The sequence below is a fragment of the Rudanella lutea DSM 19387 genome (assembly GCF_000383955.1).
GTDB lineage: Bacteria > Bacteroidota > Bacteroidia > Cytophagales > Spirosomataceae > Rudanella > Rudanella lutea.
The window spans coordinates 3,889,721-3,907,831 of the sequence record NZ_KB913013.1; the positions used below are offsets into that span (position 1 = coordinate 3,889,721).

The window sequence follows — 18,111 nt, forward strand, 5'->3', positions numbered from 1 at the left end:
TTCATCCTTCTGTCTTCGCTGATCGACATGAAAAAGAGTATAGCCATTCTGTTTGTGCTGAGTAGCCTGATGGGCTGCGAGGTGCTCGAGCAAACCCCGGAGTCGAGCTTCACCCCGGAGAATTTTTACAAAAATGCCGACGATGCCCGCGCGGCCGTCAGCGCCGTGTACGACCCGCTCAACTCGGCCGACCTGTACAATCAGGTGATGTGGATTTTGCAGGATCAGGCCACCGACGATGCCGAGTGGGGGGGCGGCCGCTCAACCGCCAATCAGGCCAAAAACGATCTGGACAAGTACACGTTTACGCCCGCAACGTCCACGTTTCAGTCCATCTGGTCGACTACGTACCGGGGCATCAACCGGGCCAATACCGTGATTAGCCGGGTGCCCGCTATCCCGATGCCCGACGACCTGAAAAACCGGTACATTGCCGAGGCTAAGTTTATGCGGGCGTTTTACTACTTCACGCTCGTGCGGCTGTTTGGGGGTGTGCCGTTGCAGTTGCAGGAAACCACCTCGCTCAATAACCTGAATGTGTCACGGGCACCGGCCGAGGAAGTCTACAAACAAATCGTTCAAGACTTTACCGATGCCGAAACCGTTTTGCCCGTCAGTTACACGGCCGGTGACCGGGGCCGGGCTACCAAAGGAGCCGCCAAGGCGTTTCTGGCCAAGGTATATCTGACCCGGCAGGAGTGGGCCAAAGCATCGGCCAAGGCCAAAGAGGTGATGGACCTGGGTGCGGGCTACGACTTGTGGGCCAACTTCGCCGATGTGTTTTCGATTGCGAACGAGAACGGTAAAGAGTCGATTTTCGAGATTCAGTCTATTGGCGGTGGGTTTGGCGAAGGAAGCTGGATGCAGGGCTACATGCGGCCCAATTTCGACCGGGTGAATGGCGTGGCCGGTTTCGGCGACGACCCCGCCACCGAAAACCTGTACCGGGCTTACCGCTCCGACGACCGTCGGCGCAACGTGACCATCCGACTGTACTCCGCCACCAGCACGCCCGCTGCCCCGGCGAGTGTCCTGTTTCCGGGATACGTAGCCAAGTACCTCGACCCCACGGCTACGGCCAACGGCGAAGGCGGCAACAACTTCCCAATTCTGCGCTACGCGGATCTGTTGCTGATGTATGCCGAAGCCCGCAACGAACAGGCTCCTAACGATGCCGAGGCTTATACGGCCATCAACCGGGTGCGCAACCGGGCGGGTATTCCAAACCTGACGCCCAACCTGAGTCAGGCTCAGTTTCGCGATAGTCTGCTGCTGGAACGCCGGTTGGAGCTGGCGTTTGAGGGGCATCGCTGGTACGATCTGGCCCGCACCAAACGGCTCATTTCGGCCATGCGAGCCCAAAACCCGACGATCAAAGTAGAGGAGCGGCATTATCTGTTCCCCATTCCGCAAACCGAGCGCGACGCCAATCCTCAACTGACGCAGAACGACGGGTATTGAGTGATTTGTACGCAAGCCGAACTAAATGGATAATGAACAATGTGAAATGGATAATGTATGGTGGATCGGCTGATTGTTAGCGAATAAGCCAATTGTTCATTATCCATCGTTCATCATCCATTTACATTATTCATTGTACATTATCCATTCTACATCGTTCATACCGGTTGATTCGCTGCCTGTCGAAACGATAAACCAAAAACGGGAGTACCGGCCGTCCAATACCCTAAATCGGGAGCCGGGTTTGCTTTTAGTAAAAGACGGGTGGAGCAATCCGCTATTCACAGTTAACCAGAACCTTCATGAGCATTCGAGTTTTATCCGGCACCTTCGCCTTGTTACTTGTAGGGATGGCCTTGCTGACCGGGGCCAAACCGGCCGCTGTCCGGCGGGCTGATGTCATTGTGTACGGAGGCACGTCGGCCGCTATCACGGCGGCTGTGCAGGTCCGAAAAATGGGTAAATCGGTCATTGTCGTTTCGCCCGACAAACACCTCGGCGGCCTGTCGTCAGGTGGGTTGGGCTTTACCGATACGGGCGATAAATCGGTGATTGGTGGGCTTTCGCGCCAGTTTTACGGGCGTCTGTACAACCACTACCAGACCGACGAAGCCTGGAAATGGCAGAAGCGCAGCGAGTACGGCAATAAAGGTCAGGGAACACCCGCTATCGACGGGGCTGCCCGTACCATGTGGATTTTTGAGCCCCACGCGGCCGAGAAAGTCTTTGAGGACTTTGTCCGCGAAAACAACATCACGATCTACCGCGACGAATGGCTCGACCGGAGCCCGAAAGGAGTCCAGAAAAAGGGCGCGGCCATTCAGTCGTTCCGAACGCTGGGCGGCACCGTGTACGAAGGCAAGATGTTTATCGACGCCACCTACGAGGGTGACCTGATGGCGGCTGCCGGGGTGAAGTACCACGTGGGCCGGGAAGCCAATAGTGTGTATGGTGAGCAATTCAACGGGGTGCAGCCGGGCGTGTTTCACCACGGGCATCATTTCAAAACGAATGTGAGCCCGTACGTGGTACCGGGTGACCCCAAAAGTGGCCTTTTACCCGAAGTGTCGGCCGAACCGATTGCTGAGAAAGGATCAGGCGACAAGAAAATTCAGGCGTATTGTTTTCGGATGTGCCTGAGCAACCACCCCGACAACCGTATCCCGTTTGCCAAACCGGCCGGTTACGACCCCAAACGGTACGAACTGCTGGCGCGGGTGTATGCCAATGGCTGGACCGAGACATTCCAGAAATACGACCCCATTCCGAACCGAAAAACCGATACCAACAACCACGGTCCGTTCAGCACTGACTATATCGGCAAAAACTACGACTACCCCGAGGCCAGCTACGAACGCCGTCGGGAAATCATCAAAGATCACGAGCTGTACCAGAAAGGGCTGATGTATTTTCTGCAAAATGACCCGCGCGTACCGGCCGATGTACACGCGCAGATGCAGCAGTGGGGTTTGCCTAAAGACGAGTTTACCGATAACGGTGGGTGGCCGCATCAGCTTTACATTCGCGAAGCCCGTCGGATGATTGGCGTGTTTGTGATGAAAGAGGCCGATGCCCTCGGTAAAACGAGCGTGCCAAATCCCGTGGGTATGGGATCGTATGCGCTCGACTCGCACAACGCGCAACGGTACGTAAAAGCCGACGGCTTTGTGCAGGATGAGGGCGATATTGGTGTTCACCCCGACAAACCGTATTCCATTGCTTATGGCTCTATTTTGCCGAAAGAAAATGAGTGCAGCAATTTGCTGGTGCCCGTTTGTGTGTCGGCTTCGCACATTGCCTACGGCTCAATTCGGATGGAGCCGGTGTTCATGATTCTGGGCCAGTCGGCCGCAACGGCCGCCGTGCTGGCGATCGACAACAAGGTGTCACCCCAGCGGCTTCCGTACGAAAAGCTCCGCGCTGTACTGGTAAAAGACGGGCAGAAGTTGGAGTTATAAGAAAGGAGGAAAGGGAGGGGGAGGAAGGAGAAAAGGGAGGAAGGAGAAAGCGGATGCACAACCCCTTTCTCCCTTTCGTCCCTTCTCCTTTTTCCCTTTTTCCTTTTATTCTAAATAATCCAGGTCTTTACCGTGGGTTTCGGGAACGGTCAGAATGGAGTAAAAGCCGATAGCGAACGCTACCAGGCCTACAATGGCCCCGGCCTGAATCACGTCGACGCTTGGTTTGAGGAGTTGGTACGAGGTAGTCATCGGAATTACGAGCCCGCGCACCATGTTGGGTACCGTAGTGGCTGCTGTAGCCCGGAGGTTGGTGCCAAACTGCTCGGCCCCGATAGTAACAAACATGGCCCAGTACCCAATGCCGAATCCCATAAGGCCACAAAGGGTGTAGAAGGTGGTGCCCGATTTAACCCCGCCGTACAGGTAAATTATGGTAATGAGCAGCGTGAAGGCCATGAGCAGGGCCACGGCTTTTTTGCGCGATTCCAGATATTGACTCAGTACCCCGCTGATAAGGTCGCCCGTGGCCAGACCTACGTAGGTCCACATGATAGCGAGGCCCGGCTTGATTTCTTCGTCGAGGCCCAGCGCTACCCCAAACTCGTTGGATAGTGTGGCCAGGATCCCAATCACAAACCAGGTGGGCAGGCCAATACCGATGCACTTGAGGTAGCGGGTCAGGCGGTCGGCGTTGGTGAAAAACGAGAAGAAATCGCCCCGCTTCACGTCTTCCTGCTCGGTCACGTTTTTAAACATGCCCGACTCCACCACCCCCACGCGGAGCAGTAACAGGCCGATACCCATGCCGCCCCCTACAAAAAAGGCCATCTGCCAGCTAAACCACTGCACGGTGAAGTAGGCTACCACTGCCCCAAACAGGCCGATGCCCGCCACCAGCGAGGTGCCAATGGCGCGTAACTCTTTGGGTAACACCTCACTCACCAGCGTGATACCGGCCCCCAGCTCACCCGCCAAACCAATGCCGGCTATGAACCGCATGAGGGCGTAATAGGTGAAAGGGTCCATAAACGTAACCTGATCCACAAAGCCACAGGCAATGTTAGCCAGCGAATAGGTGATGATGCTGCCAAACAACACCGACAGGCGGCCGCGCTTATCGCCCAGAACCCCCCAGAGGATTCCGCCCAGCAGCAAACCGCCCATTTGCCAGTTCAGAATGCTGGTGCCTACGGTTGAGATTTGCTCGGCGTTGAGACCCATTTCTTTCAGACTGGGTACCCGCACAATGCCAAACAGCAGCAGGTCGTAGATATCGACGAAGTAGCCAAGGGCGGCTACAATAACAGGCAGGCTAAATAATGAGGCCGTGTTAGAACGGGGAGGGGCTTGCGTTGTAGGAATAGACATACTGGTTTCTTTGACGTAATAATACAAAACGCACCGGTTTCCGCGTGGCTCAAAGGCTTTTCAGAATGGCGTTCATCTTTTGCAGGGCTGTTTTGGCCACTACAAGTGGGTCTTGCGCATAGTACCCTTTATTAAACACCTCAAACGAGAGTACAATGGGCCGGTCGGGGTTGCGGATGGCCGTCAGAATCGGCTTGATGGGCGCAATACCGTCGCCGGGGTACACCCGGTCGGCATCGACGATGGTCTCGCGGGCAATGTTGGGGTAGTCGTTAATGTGGAAAATCTCAACGGCCGGTTTTCCCACCAGCGCCAGACTTTCGATAGCCGAACCGCCTTTGTACAGGTGGTATACATCGAGCAATACCCGTGCCGAGGGGTGGCCCGCTTCGGCGGCTACGTACAGCACGTCGCTCAGGCGGTTGAGGTTTTTCGAAAAGCCCCAGAGTTCAAGCTGCGGGTGTACGCCGGTTTGGTCGCCGAGCTCAAGAATGGTGCGGAACCGTTCGGCGGCTTTTTTCAGGTCCAGACCGGGCTGCGTGGTGGCGCCCATCGGGGGGGCAGCCGTGCGGGTGCACCCTACAGCGGCCAACTGATCCATCTCGCGCTTGAGCTGATCGAGGGCTTTGGCCCGTTGGGCGTTATCGTCGACAATCCAGGTCGCAAACCCGATGGCGTTTTCGGCTTTCAGGCCGAGGTCGTTTAACCGTTGGCGGGCTTCGGCTAAGGTGCCGCCCTGATCCAGAAACGCCTGCAACGAGTTCATCCAGATTTCTACCGACCGAAACCCGGCTTTCGACGCTACTTCAAGTTCTTTGGCAAACCCCAGTTTATGGCCCATAATGGTGCTCATATTCAGGCAGGGAGTAAATGAAGCGGCTGGTTTGGCGGCCTCGGCGGGCGTGCTGAGGGCGGGTAGGAGGGTGGCTCCGGCACTCGCTCCAAAAGTAGCTAATGCCTGACGACGCGAAACGGATGGGAGAGACATTGTATGTGCGTAAGTAATGTACAACCTACAATAGAGCGATTTGGTCAGATTTTACCCATTGCCGGTTTGAGTTGACCCATAAAAGCAGATTTTAAGGCCGTAAAACCTGGTTCGGGGTTAGGCTGTTGTGATCTGTGGGTAGGTTGGCCGACCGGCCCGCCCCGTCAGACAAACCATATCCGTATGAATACCTTCCTCAAATCAGTGGTTAGTGGGTTGGCCGGAGCGGCTGCCCTCAACCTGTGGCATGAGACTATCCGGCGGGTAGTCCCCGAAGCCCCGCGAGCCGATATTCTGGGCGAACGCTCGTTGCAGAAAATCATGCGCGCCGTTGGGAAAACCCCACCGGCCGACGAAGAAGACCTGTACGGCCCAGCGATGGTGGCCGATCTGCTCTCCAACACGGCCTATTATAGCCTCATTGGTACGGCCCGCCCCGAACATGCGTACCCGGTGGGGGCGGCACTTGGGTTAGCGGCTGGCGTGGGGGCCCTGGTGCTACCCGGCCCCTGGGGTTTGGGTAAAGCACCCACCAACCGGACTACGGCCACGCAGGTGATGACCGTAGGCTGGTATTTGCTGGGCGGACTGGTAACGGCCGCCGTTTACACTCGGTTAGCTGAACGCCCTGTTGCTTCCTCCGATGAAACCGGTGAGCCAACCGACGCCCCCACCGAAACGCCCGACTCATGAATTACACGCCCTTACACCCCTGGGACGTAACCCCCACCGAGGCCGTTGCGCTGCAACAACAGATGCGCCAACAGATTCGGATTGAGCCACTGACGCAACCCGTCCGGACGATTGCGGGCTGCGATATTTCGTTCAATAAGTTTGAGGAAACGGTGTATGCGGGGATTGTGGTGCTAAATCTGGCTGATTTGTCGGTGCTTGAAGAGGTGGGCGTCATCAGCCGCGCTACGTTTCCGTACGTGCCGGGTTTGCTGTCGTTTCGGGAGGCTCCAGCCCTGCTCGAAGCCTGGGAGAAGCTCCAGAAAGCCCCCGACGCGGTGATGTTCGACGGGCATGGCATGGCGCACCCGCGTCGGATTGGCATTGCGGCCCACATTGGCCTGTTTATCGACCGGCCTTCGTTTGGGTGTGGCAAGTCGGTGCTGGTGGGTAAGTACGACGAGCCCGCTCCCGAACGGGGCAACTGGTCGCCCATGCGGCATTATGGTGAGGTGGTGGGGGCTGCGCTCCGCACCAAAAATCGGGTCAATCCGGTGTACGTTTCGCCCGGCCACCGGATCGACCTGCCTGCGGCTATTGAGTTAACCCTCGCCTGCGACGGAGGCTACCGTATTCCTGAGCCTACGCGCCGGGCGCACAATCTGGTGAATGCGTTGCGCAGAGGAGAAAGAGTACCTGGCTAGCCCGGTACTCTCTCTCCTCAAAAGTTTACCACGCCCCCCGTCCGCTGCGATTCATAAATGGCCTGGAACAACTGTACTACCCGGCGGCCATCTTCGCCCGTGACGGCCGGAGTGCGGTTCTGCCCAACGGATTCGCAGAACTCGCGGAGCTGCTCGGCAAAGAAAAAGACCATGTTGTCGACGGAGTGAAAATGGTCGGCATCGGCTTTGACCCATTCTGCCAGCAGGTGTTCCTCACCCGGCACGGTCCAAAGGTCGTTGGCAGGTGGCTCCTGAATAGTCGATTGGCCCGCCACGAACATAGATCCGCCATCGGTTTGTACACCTACCGATGCCCCACTGCTGCCGTGTACATGCACCTTTCCGTATAGGCCCGGCTTTTGCGAATTACTGAGCATGATGTTGCCCAGGCCCCCATTTTTGAAGCGGACAATGGCCAGAGCGGTGTCTTCGACTTCAATGTACGGGTGGTTGACATTCGCCCACACGCCAAACACCGATTCGGGTTCGCCCATGTACCAGAGCAGCAAGTCCAGCTGGTGGGGGGCCTGGTTCACCAGTACGCCACCGCCTTCGGTGGCCCACTTGCCGCGCCAGGGATCGCTGGCGTAATAGGCCTCGCCCCGCCAACCCAGCAGTTGCGCCACACCCAGCGCCGGATTGCCAATTTTACCGTCAAGGATAGCCTGCTTCACACGCGTGCTTGAGGCATAGAACCGACGTTGGCTCACCGTGCCCAGAAACCGGTTGGCCTTTTGAGCGGCCTCAATCATGGCGTCGCAGTCTTCCACCGACGCGGCTAAGGGCTTTTCGACCAGCACATGCGCCCCCGCTTCGAGCGCCGGGATAGTTACTTCGCGGTGGGCCGGGTGAGGGGTGCAAACGATACAAACGTCGACCTTTTCGCGGGTAATCATGTCGGCAATGTCGGTATAAGCCGCAATGCCATACTGATCGGCAAAAGCCTGGGCCCGTTCCTTATTTCGGCCATAAACGGCCACCAGATTACCGACCGACTGAGCGGCCTTGGCGTGTAAATGGGCCACTTTAGCAGGCCCGATGATTGCGATGTTCATACCGCAACAAAGTACGATATTGCGGCACTCCTACCGTTTTTAAATTAATCTGTACAAATTTGCTCTTCCACGGCTAGAGAGGCACAAGATTTTGTGGTTTCTGGCGTCAGGCCCGAGCGTAGCCATTTCCGAATGGCGGATCGGTAATTACAGATCAACAGAACATGACCTTACACGAATTTATCAAGACGGCCCTGGCCGAAGACGTTGGCGACGGCGATCACACTTCGCTGGCAACTATTCCGGCCGATGCCCAACGACGCGCCCGGCTACTTGTAAAAGACACGGGCATTCTGGCGGGGGTTGACGTAGCGTTAGCCATTTTCGAAGAAGTAGACCCTAATTTCGAGGTGGAAGTACTGATGGAAGACGGCGTTTCGATGAAGCCCGGCGACATTGTGCTGACCGTTTCGGGGAATGCCCGGAATATTCTTACTGCCGAGCGGCTGGTGCTCAATTGCATGCAACGGATGAGCGGTATTGCCACCCAAACGCGCCGGATGGTGGACCTGATTCAAGGCACCCGCGCCCAATTGCTCGACACCCGCAAGACAACGCCCAACTTCCGTATCTGCGAGAAAATGGCCGTAAAAATTGGCGGGGGCGTAAATCACCGCTTCGGGCTGTACGATATGATTCTGATCAAAGACAATCATATCGACTATGCCGGGGGCGTGACACAGGCCATTACGCAGGCTAACCAATACCTGAAACGTACGGGTCGGCAGTTGGAGATCGAAGTGGAAATGCGCACCCGTGCCGAAGTAGAGGAGGTGCTGAAACTAACCGAGTCGGGCGATGTCCGGGTGGATGTGCTGCTGCTCGACAATTTCAAACCCGACGAAATCCGGGACCTTGTCCGGCTCATCGACAACCGGATTACGACCGAAGCCTCAGGCGGCATCACGGAAGCGAATCTGCGCGCTTACGCCGAAACGGGCGTTAACTTTATCTCGTCAGGGGCGCTGACGCACCATGTGCGCAGTCTGGATCTGAGTTTGAAGGCGTATTAAATCAAGACACTCGATTTTAGACATTAGACGTTAGATTTTTGTTGTATCAATGAACGATAAGCAATGATGCACAAGACCAGGCTCATAGTCTAACGTCTAAAGTCCAACATCTAAAATCTCTCCATCAAGTGGAAGCATTACTCGAAGAAGTTCAGCGCGTGGGTTATGTAAACAAACCCGTTGACGAGAATATAGATCTGGTAGCCGAAATCAAGCGACTCAAAAAAGAGAAAAACGCGGTGATTCTGGCTCACTATTACGTAGATGGCAGTATTCAGGACCTGGCCGATTACATCGGCGACAGCCTGGGCCTGAGCCAGCAGGCGGCCGCTACACCCGCCGACATGATTGTGTTCTGTGGCGTTCACTTCATGGGTGAAACGGCTAAAGTGCTCTCGCCTGAGAAAAAAGTGGTGATCCCCGACCTCAACGCGGGCTGCTCCCTCGCCGACTCGGCCCCGGCCGACAAGTTTGCGGCTTTCAAGGCACAGTACCCCGACCACATTGTGTTGTCGTACATCAACTGTTCGGCCGAAATCAAGGCCCTGTCCGACATCATTGTGACCTCGTCCAACGCGTTGAAGATTGTCGAAAGTCTGCCCAAAGACCAGAAGATCATCTTCGCGCCCGACGCTAACCTGGGTCGGTATATTTCCAAGAAAACCGGTCGCGACATGGTGCTGTGGGACGGGGCCTGCATTGTCCACATCGACATCTCGCTCGAAAAACTACAGAAGCTCCGCGCCGAACACCCCGACGCCAAGTTTGTGGCTCACCCCGAGTGTCAGGAGCATATCCTGATGCACGCCGATTACATTGGCTCCACGACGGCCCTGCTCAAGTACGTGGTCGATAGTCCTGAGCAGACGTTTATTGTGGGAACAGAAGCGGGCATCCTGCACAAGATGCGGCAGGCGGCTCCGCATAAGAATATTATTCCGGCTCCGGCATCGGCTAATAACACCTGTGCCTGTTCGGAGTGCCCGTACATGAAGATGAACACGCTCGAAAAGCTTTACAACTGCATGTTGTATGAGCAACCCGAGATTATTGTACCCGAGGACGTACGCGTGAAGGCCGAGGCTTCGGTGCTGCGAATGCTGGAGTTGAGCAAGAACTTGTAATCTCAATAGTTATGCAGACTATCTTGGTACAACCACGCAATCAGGAAGAGTTGCAGCTGGTAACACAACTGATGAAGCGAATGAAGATTAGAGCCTCACTGGTTGAAGAGACACCGAAGCAACGTAAAAAGCGTGAGATCTTAGACAGCCTTGAACGGAGCGTTGATGAGATGAATGCTTACTTGCGTGGAGAAGTCGAAATGAAATCAGCCGATGATTTTCTCAAAGAACTTTAAAGTTGTTATCTCCGACGATGCTCAGAAAGAAGCTAAACGGCTGACAAAGAAATACCGTTCTTTTAAAAATGATTTAGTCGCGCTCATTAATTCACTTAAAACAGACCCACAATAGGGCGAAGCACTTGGAAAGGATTGTTACAAGGTCCGTTTTGGTATTAGCTCCAAGAACAAAGGTAAAAGTGGAGGGGGCAGAGCTATAACCTGTGTTAAAGTGGTAGGAGAACGGGTGATTATGCTGGCTGTCTATGACAAAAGCGACACTGAAACCATTTCAGATAAGGAACTCGAGCAGCGACTCCGAAACGCTGGACTGTGAATCTAAGTTTTGGTACCTGGGATGCTGGTGTTTAGTGGCCCGAGATCACTGTTCTTATAGGGCGTGCGCGTGAAGGCCGAGGCCTCGGTGCTGCGAATGCTTGATTTGAGTAAGAAATTGTAAATTCTGAAAGTTATGCAACCAATCATTTTGCACCCTCAGACACCCGACGAAATGCGGCTGGTGAAGCAGTTTGCGAAGGTGATGAAGATCAAGGCTGCCCAAGTGAAAGAAACACCAGCTCAAAAGCGAGAACGGGAGTTTTTAGACAAGCTTGAGCGAGGTGCGAGACAGGTCAAAGATCATCTGGATGGCAAGATTAAGCTAAAATCAGCTCGCGAGTTGTTAGATGAACTTTGATGTAATTGTTACCGATGACGCTTTGCGAGACATCAAGCAATTGAAGAAGAAATACGCTTCTTTTAAGGCAGACTTTGCTGCTCTGTTAGCGTCTTTAGAAGAGTTACCGCAGCAAGGGGAACCACTCGGCAAAGACTGTTTCAAAGTACGGTTGGCTATCACCGCAAAGCAAAGAGGTAAAAGTGGAGGAGCGCGTGTGATAACCTGTGTCAAGATTATAAACGGGCAAGTCTTTATTATTGCCATCTACGACAAAAGCGATCTGGAAACGATGTCTGACAAAAAAATGGAGCAGCGACTCCGAAACGCTGGCCTTTAATCAATGCCCCATCAATATGATTTTCTCGTAATCGGCTCAGGCATTGCCGGGCTGAGTTACGCCACCAAACTCGCTATCCACTTCGAGGAACAGCAACAGCCGGTTCGGATTGCGGTGATCACCAAGGTGCAGGCCGACGAAACCAACACCAAGTACGCGCAGGGCGGTATTGCGGCCGTTTGGGATGAGGACGACTCGTTCGAGAAGCACATCGAAGATACCATGATCGCGGGGGACTTCCTCAGCGACCGCAAGATTGTGGAGATTGTGGTGCGCGAAGCCCCCGGACGTATTCAGGAGCTGATCGAGTACGGTACCCGATTCGATAAAGAAGCCGACGGCGACTACGACCTTGCCCGCGAGGGGGGCCACTCCGACCATCGAATCCTGCATTTCAAAGACATCACCGGTGCCGAAATCGAGCGGGCCTTGCTCGAAAAAGCCCAGTCGATGAAGTCAATCGAGATCTTCACGCATTACTATGCTGTCGAACTTATCACCCGGCACTCATTGGGCGAAACCGTTCACCGGTACGATACGGATAATCGCTGCTTCGGCGCCTATGTGCTCAACACCCAAACAGGGCAGGTTGAGAAGTTTCTGGCTCGCACCACCCTCCTGGCAACGGGCGGTATCGGCAACATATACCAGAACACCACCAATCCCACTATTGCCACCGGCGACGGCATTGCCATGGCCTACCGGGCCAAAGCCATTGCCAAGGACATGGAGTTTATTCAGTTCCACCCCACGGCGCTGTACGAGCCGGGCAAGAAACCTAACTTCCTTATTTCGGAAGCGGTGCGTGGCTTTGGAGGAATTTTGCGGAACCTGAAAGGCGAGACGTTCATGGAGCACTACGATGCGCGGCTGTCGTTGGCTCCGCGTGATATTGTGGCCCGCGCCATCGACTCTGAGATGAAAAAAGCCGGTGCTCAACACATGTACCTCGACGTAACCCACTGCGATTACGAGCGGTTTGTGGAGCACTTCCCCAACATCACGGCCTATTGCCGCGACAAGCTGGGCATCGACATTCGGAAAGATTACATACCCGTAGTACCGGCGCAGCATTACCTCTGCGGAGGGGTTCGGGTCGATGAGCACGGACGCACCAATATCCAGTTCCTGTACGCGGTGGGCGAGTGCGCGTGCACGGGCCTGCACGGCGCCAACCGCCTGGCCAGTAACTCCCTGCTCGAAGCGGTGGTGTTTGGCCACCGGGCGTATCTGGATACGCTGGAGCATCTGGAGCGGGCCGAAATCCCCGACAACATTCCGGCCTGGAACGATGCCGGCACCACCCACCCCGAAGAACTCGTACTGGTAACCGAGATGAAACGCGAGCTGGAGTCCATCATGTCCAACTACGTGGGTATCGTGCGCTCCAACCGACGTCTGAAACGGGCCATGGACCGGCTTGAGCTGATTTACCTGGAACACGAAGAACTTTACCGGCAGTCGAAAGTATCGGTGCCGATTTGTGAGCTTCGGAACATGATTGAGGTAAGCTATCTGGTGATCAAGATGGCGATGGCCCGGCGCGAAAACACCGGTCTGCACTATAATATTGACCTTTAGCCTTCAGGCGCGTATAAAACAGCACTACCCCGATTGAGGCTTAGCCATGTGACATGGTTCAGTTTCAATCGGGGTAGTGTTATTTTGATAGAAGGCATCCGGTCAGGGTTGCCGTTGTTTGCGGTTGTTTCGGTAATGAATTACCAGCGCCATCATCCCTCCGCCCACGGCTGTGGTAAGCGAATCAATGTGTTGGCTTTTGGCTTGCGAAAAAAAACAATAGGTAAGGAGGGCCAAACCGGCCAGAGCAGCTACTACATAGGCCAGATTCGTGCGAACATTAGCATTCATAAAGAGGATGTAGATTGATTGTACAAGTTTGGTTTCTGTAAAAATAAGCGCAACCTGCCAGAAAGCCTACTTATTCTACCATTTATCATTACTTATTAATGCATTCAACACTACTGGAAGAATAGCAAAAGCCGTATATATTCGTCCTTATGCTCCTCCTTTTCATCTCCCTGTACCTCCTCCTCAACATAGCCGTAGGGGCCTGGGCCGCCCGGCGCGTGCACTCGGCCCAGGACTTTGTGCTGGCCGGTCGGCGGTTGCCGCTGGCGTTGGCGGCTTCGGTTACGTTTGCCACCTGGTTCGGGTCTGAAACCATTATGGGTGCTCCGGCCAAGTTTGTTGAGGGCGGAATCCCGGCCGTTATCGAAGAGCCATTTGGGGCTGCGCTTTGCCTGTTTCTGGTCGGATTGCTGGTAGCCCGCCCGCTGTATCGGCTCAATCTGACCACGTTTTCGGATTATTTCCGCATCCGGTTTGGCCGGTCGGCTGAGTTATTGTCGGCCCTGCTGGTGATTCCGTCGTACTTCAGTTGGATAGCCGCGCAGTTTATTGCCATCGGAATCGTTTTGAAGGTGGTTACGGGTATCGATCAGGCCTATGGTGTGGTTATTAGCGCGGCTATCGTGATGGTGTACACGCTGCTGGGCGGTATGTGGTCAATCTCGGTGACCGATTTTCTGCACAATGCTGTGATTGTGGTGGCGTTGGTGATTGTGGCCGTGCCACTCTGGCAGGAGTTGGGGGGCTGGGAGGCCATCAGCCAACGCACGGCTCACCAACCCGATTTCTGGCGGCTGGCTCCCGAATGGACGTTTCATGGCGTGGTCGAATACGTAGCGGCCTGGATAACCATCGGCCTGGGCTCGATGCCGCAGCAGGATGTATTTCAGCGTGTGATGTCGGCCAAGTCGGAGTCGGTGGCGGTGCGCTCGTCGTTCATTGCATCGGGTTTATACCTTACCGTGGCCATGATTCCCCTGTTTATTGGCCTGGCCGCGCAGTTTCTGCACCCCGATTTGCCGATGGCTACCGATCAGGACCGGCAGCTGCTGATTCCGAACATGGTATTGCGGCACGGGAATCTGGCGCTTCAGATTTTGTTTTTTGGGGCGGTTACGTCGGCTATTTTGAGTGTATCCAGCGGAGCAATTCTGGCTCCGGCAGCTGTTTTTGGCGAAAACGTGGTGAAGTTTTTAAAGCCCGACCTGAGCGACAAATCCCTGCTGCTCACCATCCGGCTGGCGGTGTTTGTAATAACGGCAAGCTGCGTCTGGATGAGCCTCGCCCGCGATGTCAGTATTTTTGACCTGGTCGGCGAGTCGTCTGCGTTTAGTTTAGTGTCGTTGTTTGTCCCCTTGTTGGCAGGTATTTACTGGCGCCGGGCCACTCTCATGGGTTGCCTGGCGAGCATGGCGGGTGGGCTGCTGGTGTGGGTTGTTTGCCTCCTGCTCGACACCCAGACCCTGCCGCCCATGATATGGGGCTTGCTGGCCAGTATAACCGCCATGGTGGTAGGGAGCCTGGTTAAAGATTGAAAGGCGAAAGAGTGATGGGGTTGTTCACCCAAAATACCGTTGCTCGATGCGCCCGATATACCCCAGCTCACTCTCCGACGCGAACCAGCGTTGAATGGCGTCGCCTACATTGGGATATAGGTTCAGGGTGTGCAGGTCCGAAACGGCTACCCATCGGATGGCCAGCGCCGACGTTTCGGCGGGGTTCAGCAGAGGCTCGCCCTGCACGTCGCGGGTGGCAAATACGATATGGAGTACATCGTCGGCCCGTTCCATGAGTAGCATCTCGCCTGCCATAACCATCTCGCCGACGCTCACGGTTATCCCCAGTTCTTCCTGTACCTCGCGGGCTACGGTCTGCGGGAGGGTTTCGCCCCGGTCGGGGTTGCCGCCGGGCAAAGCCAGCACATCGGCCTCGCCGTAGCGGTAGTGCATCAATAATACTTCGGGTTGTGTGTCACGGTGGCGCCAAATCAGGGCCGAGGGTCGTACTTTCATTAGTAAGGTGTTTGCTTGTTTGTTTGGCTGTTCTGGTGTCAATTTCAAACGAACAGCCAAACAAACGACTAAACAAGGTTCAAAACCGTGCCAGCACCTTTTCCGACACCGTTTGCCCGATCGACAGCGATGAGGTGGCTGCCGGCGAGGGCGCATTGCAGACGTTGATGGCCCGGTCGGTTTCCAGAATGGCAAAGTCGTCGAGCAGGCCCCCGGTGCGGTCGCAGGCTTGGGCGCGTACGCCCGCCCCTCCGTCTTCGAGGTCTTCCTCCCGAATTTCCGGAATCAGCTCCTGCAAGGCTTTCGTAAAGGCCGACTTTGAAAACGAGCGGTACATTTCGCCCAGGCCCGTTTGCCAGTATTTGGCGGCTACCTTCTGGAAGCCCGGCCAACTGAGTGTCTCGAACAACTCGGTCAGGTTCACATCGGTTTTGTGATAGCCCTCGCGCCGGAACGCCAGCACCGCGTTGGGGCCGGCCTCTACACCCCCGCCAATCATGCGCGTGAAGTGCACACCCAGAAACGGGAAGTTAGGGTCAGGAACGGGGTAAATTAGGTGTTTCACTAAGTGCTGCCGGTGCGGTTTCAGCTTGAAATACTCACCCCGAAACGGCACAATCCGCAAATCAATGGGCGCGCGCTGGGTCATCTGTGCTACTTTGTCGGAGTAGAGACCCGCGCAGTTGACCACGAGCTTCGCTTCGTACGTGCCCCGGCTCGTGACCACCACGGTGAGTGAGGTGCCGGCGGTCCGGCGATCCGGGGTAATTTGCTCTACGCGCTCATCCAGCCGAATTTCGCCCCCCAGGGCCCGGAGTTTCTCAGCGTATTTTTCGCACACGGCTGTGTAGTCGATAATGCCCGTATACGGCACCCGAATACCAGCCACGCCGTTGACATGCGGCTCAATTTCGCGCATCTCGGCGGTCGATATTTTCGTGATCTGGCTCAGGCCGTTTTGCAAACCGCGTTGGTACAGCGTTTCGAGCTGGGGGAGTTCTTCGGGCTTGGTAGCCACCACAATTTTGCCGCAGAGGTCGAACGGAACGCCTTCTTCCCGGCAAAACTTCAGGAGCATATCGTACCCCCGAATGCAGTTGGTGGCTTTCAGGCTACCCGGTTTGTAGTACAGGCCCGAATGGATTACGCCTGAGTTATGACCCGTCTGGTGAGCGGCCACTCGGTTTTCTTTCTCCAGTACCGTCACGCTCAGGTGGGGCCGCTGTTGTTTGATTCGTAGAGCGGTGGCTAAGCCCACAATGCCGCCACCGATGATGAGTACGTCTTGCACCTTTTTCAGTTTAGAGTTTTCGGTTTTCGGTTTTCAGTTCACGGTTGCTGGCTGAGAAAGTTGTTCTTGCGTCAGCTAACTCTAAACTGAAAACACTAAACTGAAAACTTTTTAAGTTGGAAACGACACTTTTCCCATAGTCACGCCCGGAATGCCGGAACGCGGGTTGCCTGCGCGGTCGCTAAAGTGGGTATGACCACCCGCCACGGCTTCGTTGGCCAGTACGGCAAACAACATAGCTTCTTTGGCATCGCCCGCAATACCGAGCGCGTCTGTCTGCCCAAATGTACAGGATTGGGGCAGAAGTTGACGCAGATGAGCTGTCAGAACCGGGTTGTGCATACCACCCCCACTCATGTACACGGCGTAGGTTTGCCCCGGTTGCAGCACACGAACGATAGCTTCCGCAATGGTTTCGGCACTGAACCGGGTGAGCGTAGCCATCAGGTCGGCGGCCGACAAGCCGGTTGTCTGGCTGGCCTGCTGCGCCTGTTCAACATAGGCCCGGTTGAACACCTCTGGGCCAGTCGTTTTGGGAAATGGAGCCATGAAAAATGAATCCTGCTTCAGTGTGTCGAGCAGTGCCTGGTTCACCTCTCCCTGGGCGGCCAACTGACCATCGGCATCGTACGGCTGGTTCAGAAACTGCCGGGCGTAGGCATCCAGTAAGGTGTTGCCGGGGCCGGTATCGGTCGTAAATACCACGTTGGGGTCGGCATTGGCCGGGAGGTACGTAAAGTTGGCAATGCCGCCCATGTTGAGCAATAGCCGGTTTTCGCCTGACTGAGAGAAGACAAAATAGTCGCCATACACGGCCAGCGGAGCCCCTTCGCCCCCATGGGCTACGTGCTTTTGCCGGAAATCGCTCAGCGTGATAATACCCGTTTCGGCCGCTACGTGGTCGCCATCGCCAATCTGCAGCGTTGCGTTGGGGTAATCGGGGAGGCCGTGCTGGGTTTTGGGGGCGTGAAACACGGTTTGCCCGTGACTGGCTACCAGATCGACCTCGGTGGGGGCCACCCCCCAGGTACGCAGGCAATCGCGCACCAGTTGGCCATGCAGCCGCCCGAGGTATGGATTTAACAAACAAAGATGCTCGAAATCGATTTGTCTTTTAGCGAATACCGCCCGAATCCGTGCTTTCAGGTCGTCGGCATACGGAATGGTGGTAAAGTGCTCAATCACCACCTGCGTACCGGGGCCGCTACCCGCAATGCGGCACAGGGCCACATCGAGCCCGTCGAGCGAGGTGCCCGACATAAGGCCGACAATCCGACGTTCGGGTTTCTGGGCAATTTGGTATAATTGCTGAATCTGCTGGTTCATCAGCGCAAA

Annotated in this window: 18 protein-coding genes and 1 pseudogene; 12 read left to right on the forward strand and 7 right to left on the reverse strand. The window is 55.5% G+C overall.

Annotated elements, in window-relative coordinates:
* The first annotated feature begins 27 nt into the window (after positions 1-27).
* Together RUDLU_RS0116085 and RUDLU_RS0116090 are read left to right on the forward strand one after the other, a co-directional pair.
* Positions 28-1,461, forward strand: a complete 1,434-nt coding sequence (locus RUDLU_RS0116085; RefSeq protein WP_019989433.1) for a RagB/SusD family nutrient uptake outer membrane protein — start codon at positions 28-30, stop codon at positions 1,459-1,461.
* Positions 1,462-1,811: 350 nt separating this feature from the next.
* Positions 1,812-3,419 (forward strand): FAD-dependent oxidoreductase, encoded by a 1,608-nt coding sequence (locus tag RUDLU_RS0116090; protein ID WP_044129511.1) that lies wholly within the window; start codon positions 1,812-1,814, stop codon positions 3,417-3,419.
* 105 nt (positions 3,420-3,524) lie between these two features.
* Here RUDLU_RS0116090 and RUDLU_RS0116095 read toward each other — a convergent pair whose 3' ends face one another.
* A complete protein-coding gene (locus tag RUDLU_RS0116095; protein WP_027303123.1) occupies positions 3,525-4,790 on the reverse strand; it encodes an MFS transporter in 1,266 nt (421 codons plus the stop codon).
* 49 nt (positions 4,791-4,839) lie between these two features.
* Complete coding sequence (locus RUDLU_RS0116100) at positions 4,840-5,778, reverse strand: sugar phosphate isomerase/epimerase family protein (RefSeq protein ID WP_027303124.1); 939 nt, start codon at positions 5,776-5,778, stop codon at positions 4,840-4,842.
* 183 nt (positions 5,779-5,961) lie between these two features.
* Between RUDLU_RS0116100 and RUDLU_RS27585 the strand changes: the two genes are divergently transcribed.
* Complete coding sequence (locus RUDLU_RS27585) at positions 5,962-6,471, forward strand: hypothetical protein (RefSeq protein WP_019989438.1); 510 nt, start codon at positions 5,962-5,964, stop codon at positions 6,469-6,471.
* On the forward strand, positions 6,468-7,154 hold the full coding sequence (gene nfi, locus RUDLU_RS0116110) for a deoxyribonuclease V (protein WP_019989439.1): 687 nt from the start codon (positions 6,468-6,470) through the stop codon (positions 7,152-7,154). The genes RUDLU_RS27585 and nfi overlap by 4 nt, the downstream gene beginning before the upstream one ends.
* A gap of 17 nt (positions 7,155-7,171) precedes the next feature.
* Here the strand turns inward: nfi and RUDLU_RS0116115 are convergent, their stop codons facing one another.
* A complete protein-coding gene (locus tag RUDLU_RS0116115; protein ID WP_019989440.1) occupies positions 7,172-8,230 on the reverse strand; it encodes a Gfo/Idh/MocA family protein in 1,059 nt (352 codons plus the stop codon).
* A gap of 164 nt (positions 8,231-8,394) precedes the next feature.
* Here RUDLU_RS0116115 and nadC point away from each other — a divergent pair, with 164 nt between their 5' ends.
* The 7 genes and pseudogenes from nadC (at position 8,395) to nadB (ending at position 13,182) form a co-directional block, all read left to right on the forward strand.
* Positions 8,395-9,243: a carboxylating nicotinate-nucleotide diphosphorylase gene (nadC, locus tag RUDLU_RS0116120; RefSeq protein ID WP_019989441.1), complete on the forward strand. Its 849-nt coding sequence runs from the start codon at positions 8,395-8,397 to the stop codon at positions 9,241-9,243.
* A gap of 128 nt (positions 9,244-9,371) precedes the next feature.
* Positions 9,372-10,367 carry a quinolinate synthase NadA gene (gene nadA / locus RUDLU_RS0116125; protein ID WP_019989442.1) on the forward strand — a complete coding sequence of 332 codons (996 nt, stop codon included), beginning with the start codon at positions 9,372-9,374 and terminating at the stop codon, positions 10,365-10,367.
* Between the two features lie 11 nt (positions 10,368-10,378).
* Positions 10,379-10,603: a hypothetical protein gene (locus RUDLU_RS0116130; RefSeq protein WP_019989443.1), complete on the forward strand. Its 225-nt coding sequence runs from the start codon at positions 10,379-10,381 to the stop codon at positions 10,601-10,603.
* Positions 10,604-10,739: 136 nt separating this feature from the next.
* Positions 10,740-10,922 (forward strand): annotated as a pseudogene (locus RUDLU_RS30540) (type II toxin-antitoxin system RelE/ParE family toxin); the annotation flags it as partial.
* A gap of 135 nt (positions 10,923-11,057) precedes the next feature.
* Complete coding sequence (locus RUDLU_RS0116135; protein ID WP_044129512.1) at positions 11,058-11,282, forward strand: DUF2683 family protein; 225 nt, start codon at positions 11,058-11,060, stop codon at positions 11,280-11,282.
* A complete protein-coding gene (locus tag RUDLU_RS0116140) occupies positions 11,272-11,601 on the forward strand; it encodes a type II toxin-antitoxin system RelE/ParE family toxin (RefSeq protein WP_019989445.1) in 330 nt (109 codons plus the stop codon). The genes RUDLU_RS0116135 and RUDLU_RS0116140 overlap by 11 nt, the downstream gene beginning before the upstream one ends.
* 3 nt (positions 11,602-11,604) lie before the next feature.
* Positions 11,605-13,182 carry an L-aspartate oxidase gene (nadB, locus tag RUDLU_RS0116145; RefSeq protein ID WP_019989446.1) on the forward strand — a complete coding sequence of 526 codons (1,578 nt, stop codon included), beginning with the start codon at positions 11,605-11,607 and terminating at the stop codon, positions 13,180-13,182.
* 102 nt (positions 13,183-13,284) lie between these two features.
* Here nadB and RUDLU_RS0116150 read toward each other — a convergent pair whose 3' ends face one another.
* Positions 13,285-13,473 (reverse strand): hypothetical protein, encoded by a 189-nt coding sequence (locus tag RUDLU_RS0116150; protein WP_019989447.1) that lies wholly within the window; start codon positions 13,471-13,473, stop codon positions 13,285-13,287.
* 149 nt (positions 13,474-13,622) lie between these two features.
* Here RUDLU_RS0116150 and RUDLU_RS0116155 point away from each other — a divergent pair, with 149 nt between their 5' ends.
* Complete coding sequence (locus RUDLU_RS0116155; RefSeq protein WP_019989448.1) at positions 13,623-15,008, forward strand: high affinity choline transporter 1; 1,386 nt, start codon at positions 13,623-13,625, stop codon at positions 15,006-15,008.
* 24 nt (positions 15,009-15,032) lie between these two features.
* On the opposite strand, the gene RUDLU_RS0116160 is transcribed toward RUDLU_RS0116155, so the two are convergent.
* The 3 genes from RUDLU_RS0116160 to RUDLU_RS0116170 all read right to left on the reverse strand — a co-directional run bounded on the left by RUDLU_RS0116160 (position 15,033) and on the right by RUDLU_RS0116170 (position 18,102).
* Positions 15,033-15,485 carry an NUDIX hydrolase gene (locus RUDLU_RS0116160; protein ID WP_019989449.1) on the reverse strand — a complete coding sequence of 151 codons (453 nt, stop codon included), beginning with the start codon at positions 15,483-15,485 and terminating at the stop codon, positions 15,033-15,035.
* Between the two features lie 79 nt (positions 15,486-15,564).
* A complete protein-coding gene (gene lhgO / locus RUDLU_RS0116165; protein WP_019989450.1) occupies positions 15,565-16,776 on the reverse strand; it encodes an L-2-hydroxyglutarate oxidase in 1,212 nt (403 codons plus the stop codon).
* Positions 16,777-16,887: 111 nt separating this feature from the next.
* Entirely contained in the window at positions 16,888-18,102 is a 1,215-nt protein-coding gene (locus RUDLU_RS0116170; RefSeq protein ID WP_019989451.1) for an anhydro-N-acetylmuramic acid kinase, read from the reverse strand.
* Positions 18,103-18,111: the final 9 nt, after the last annotated feature.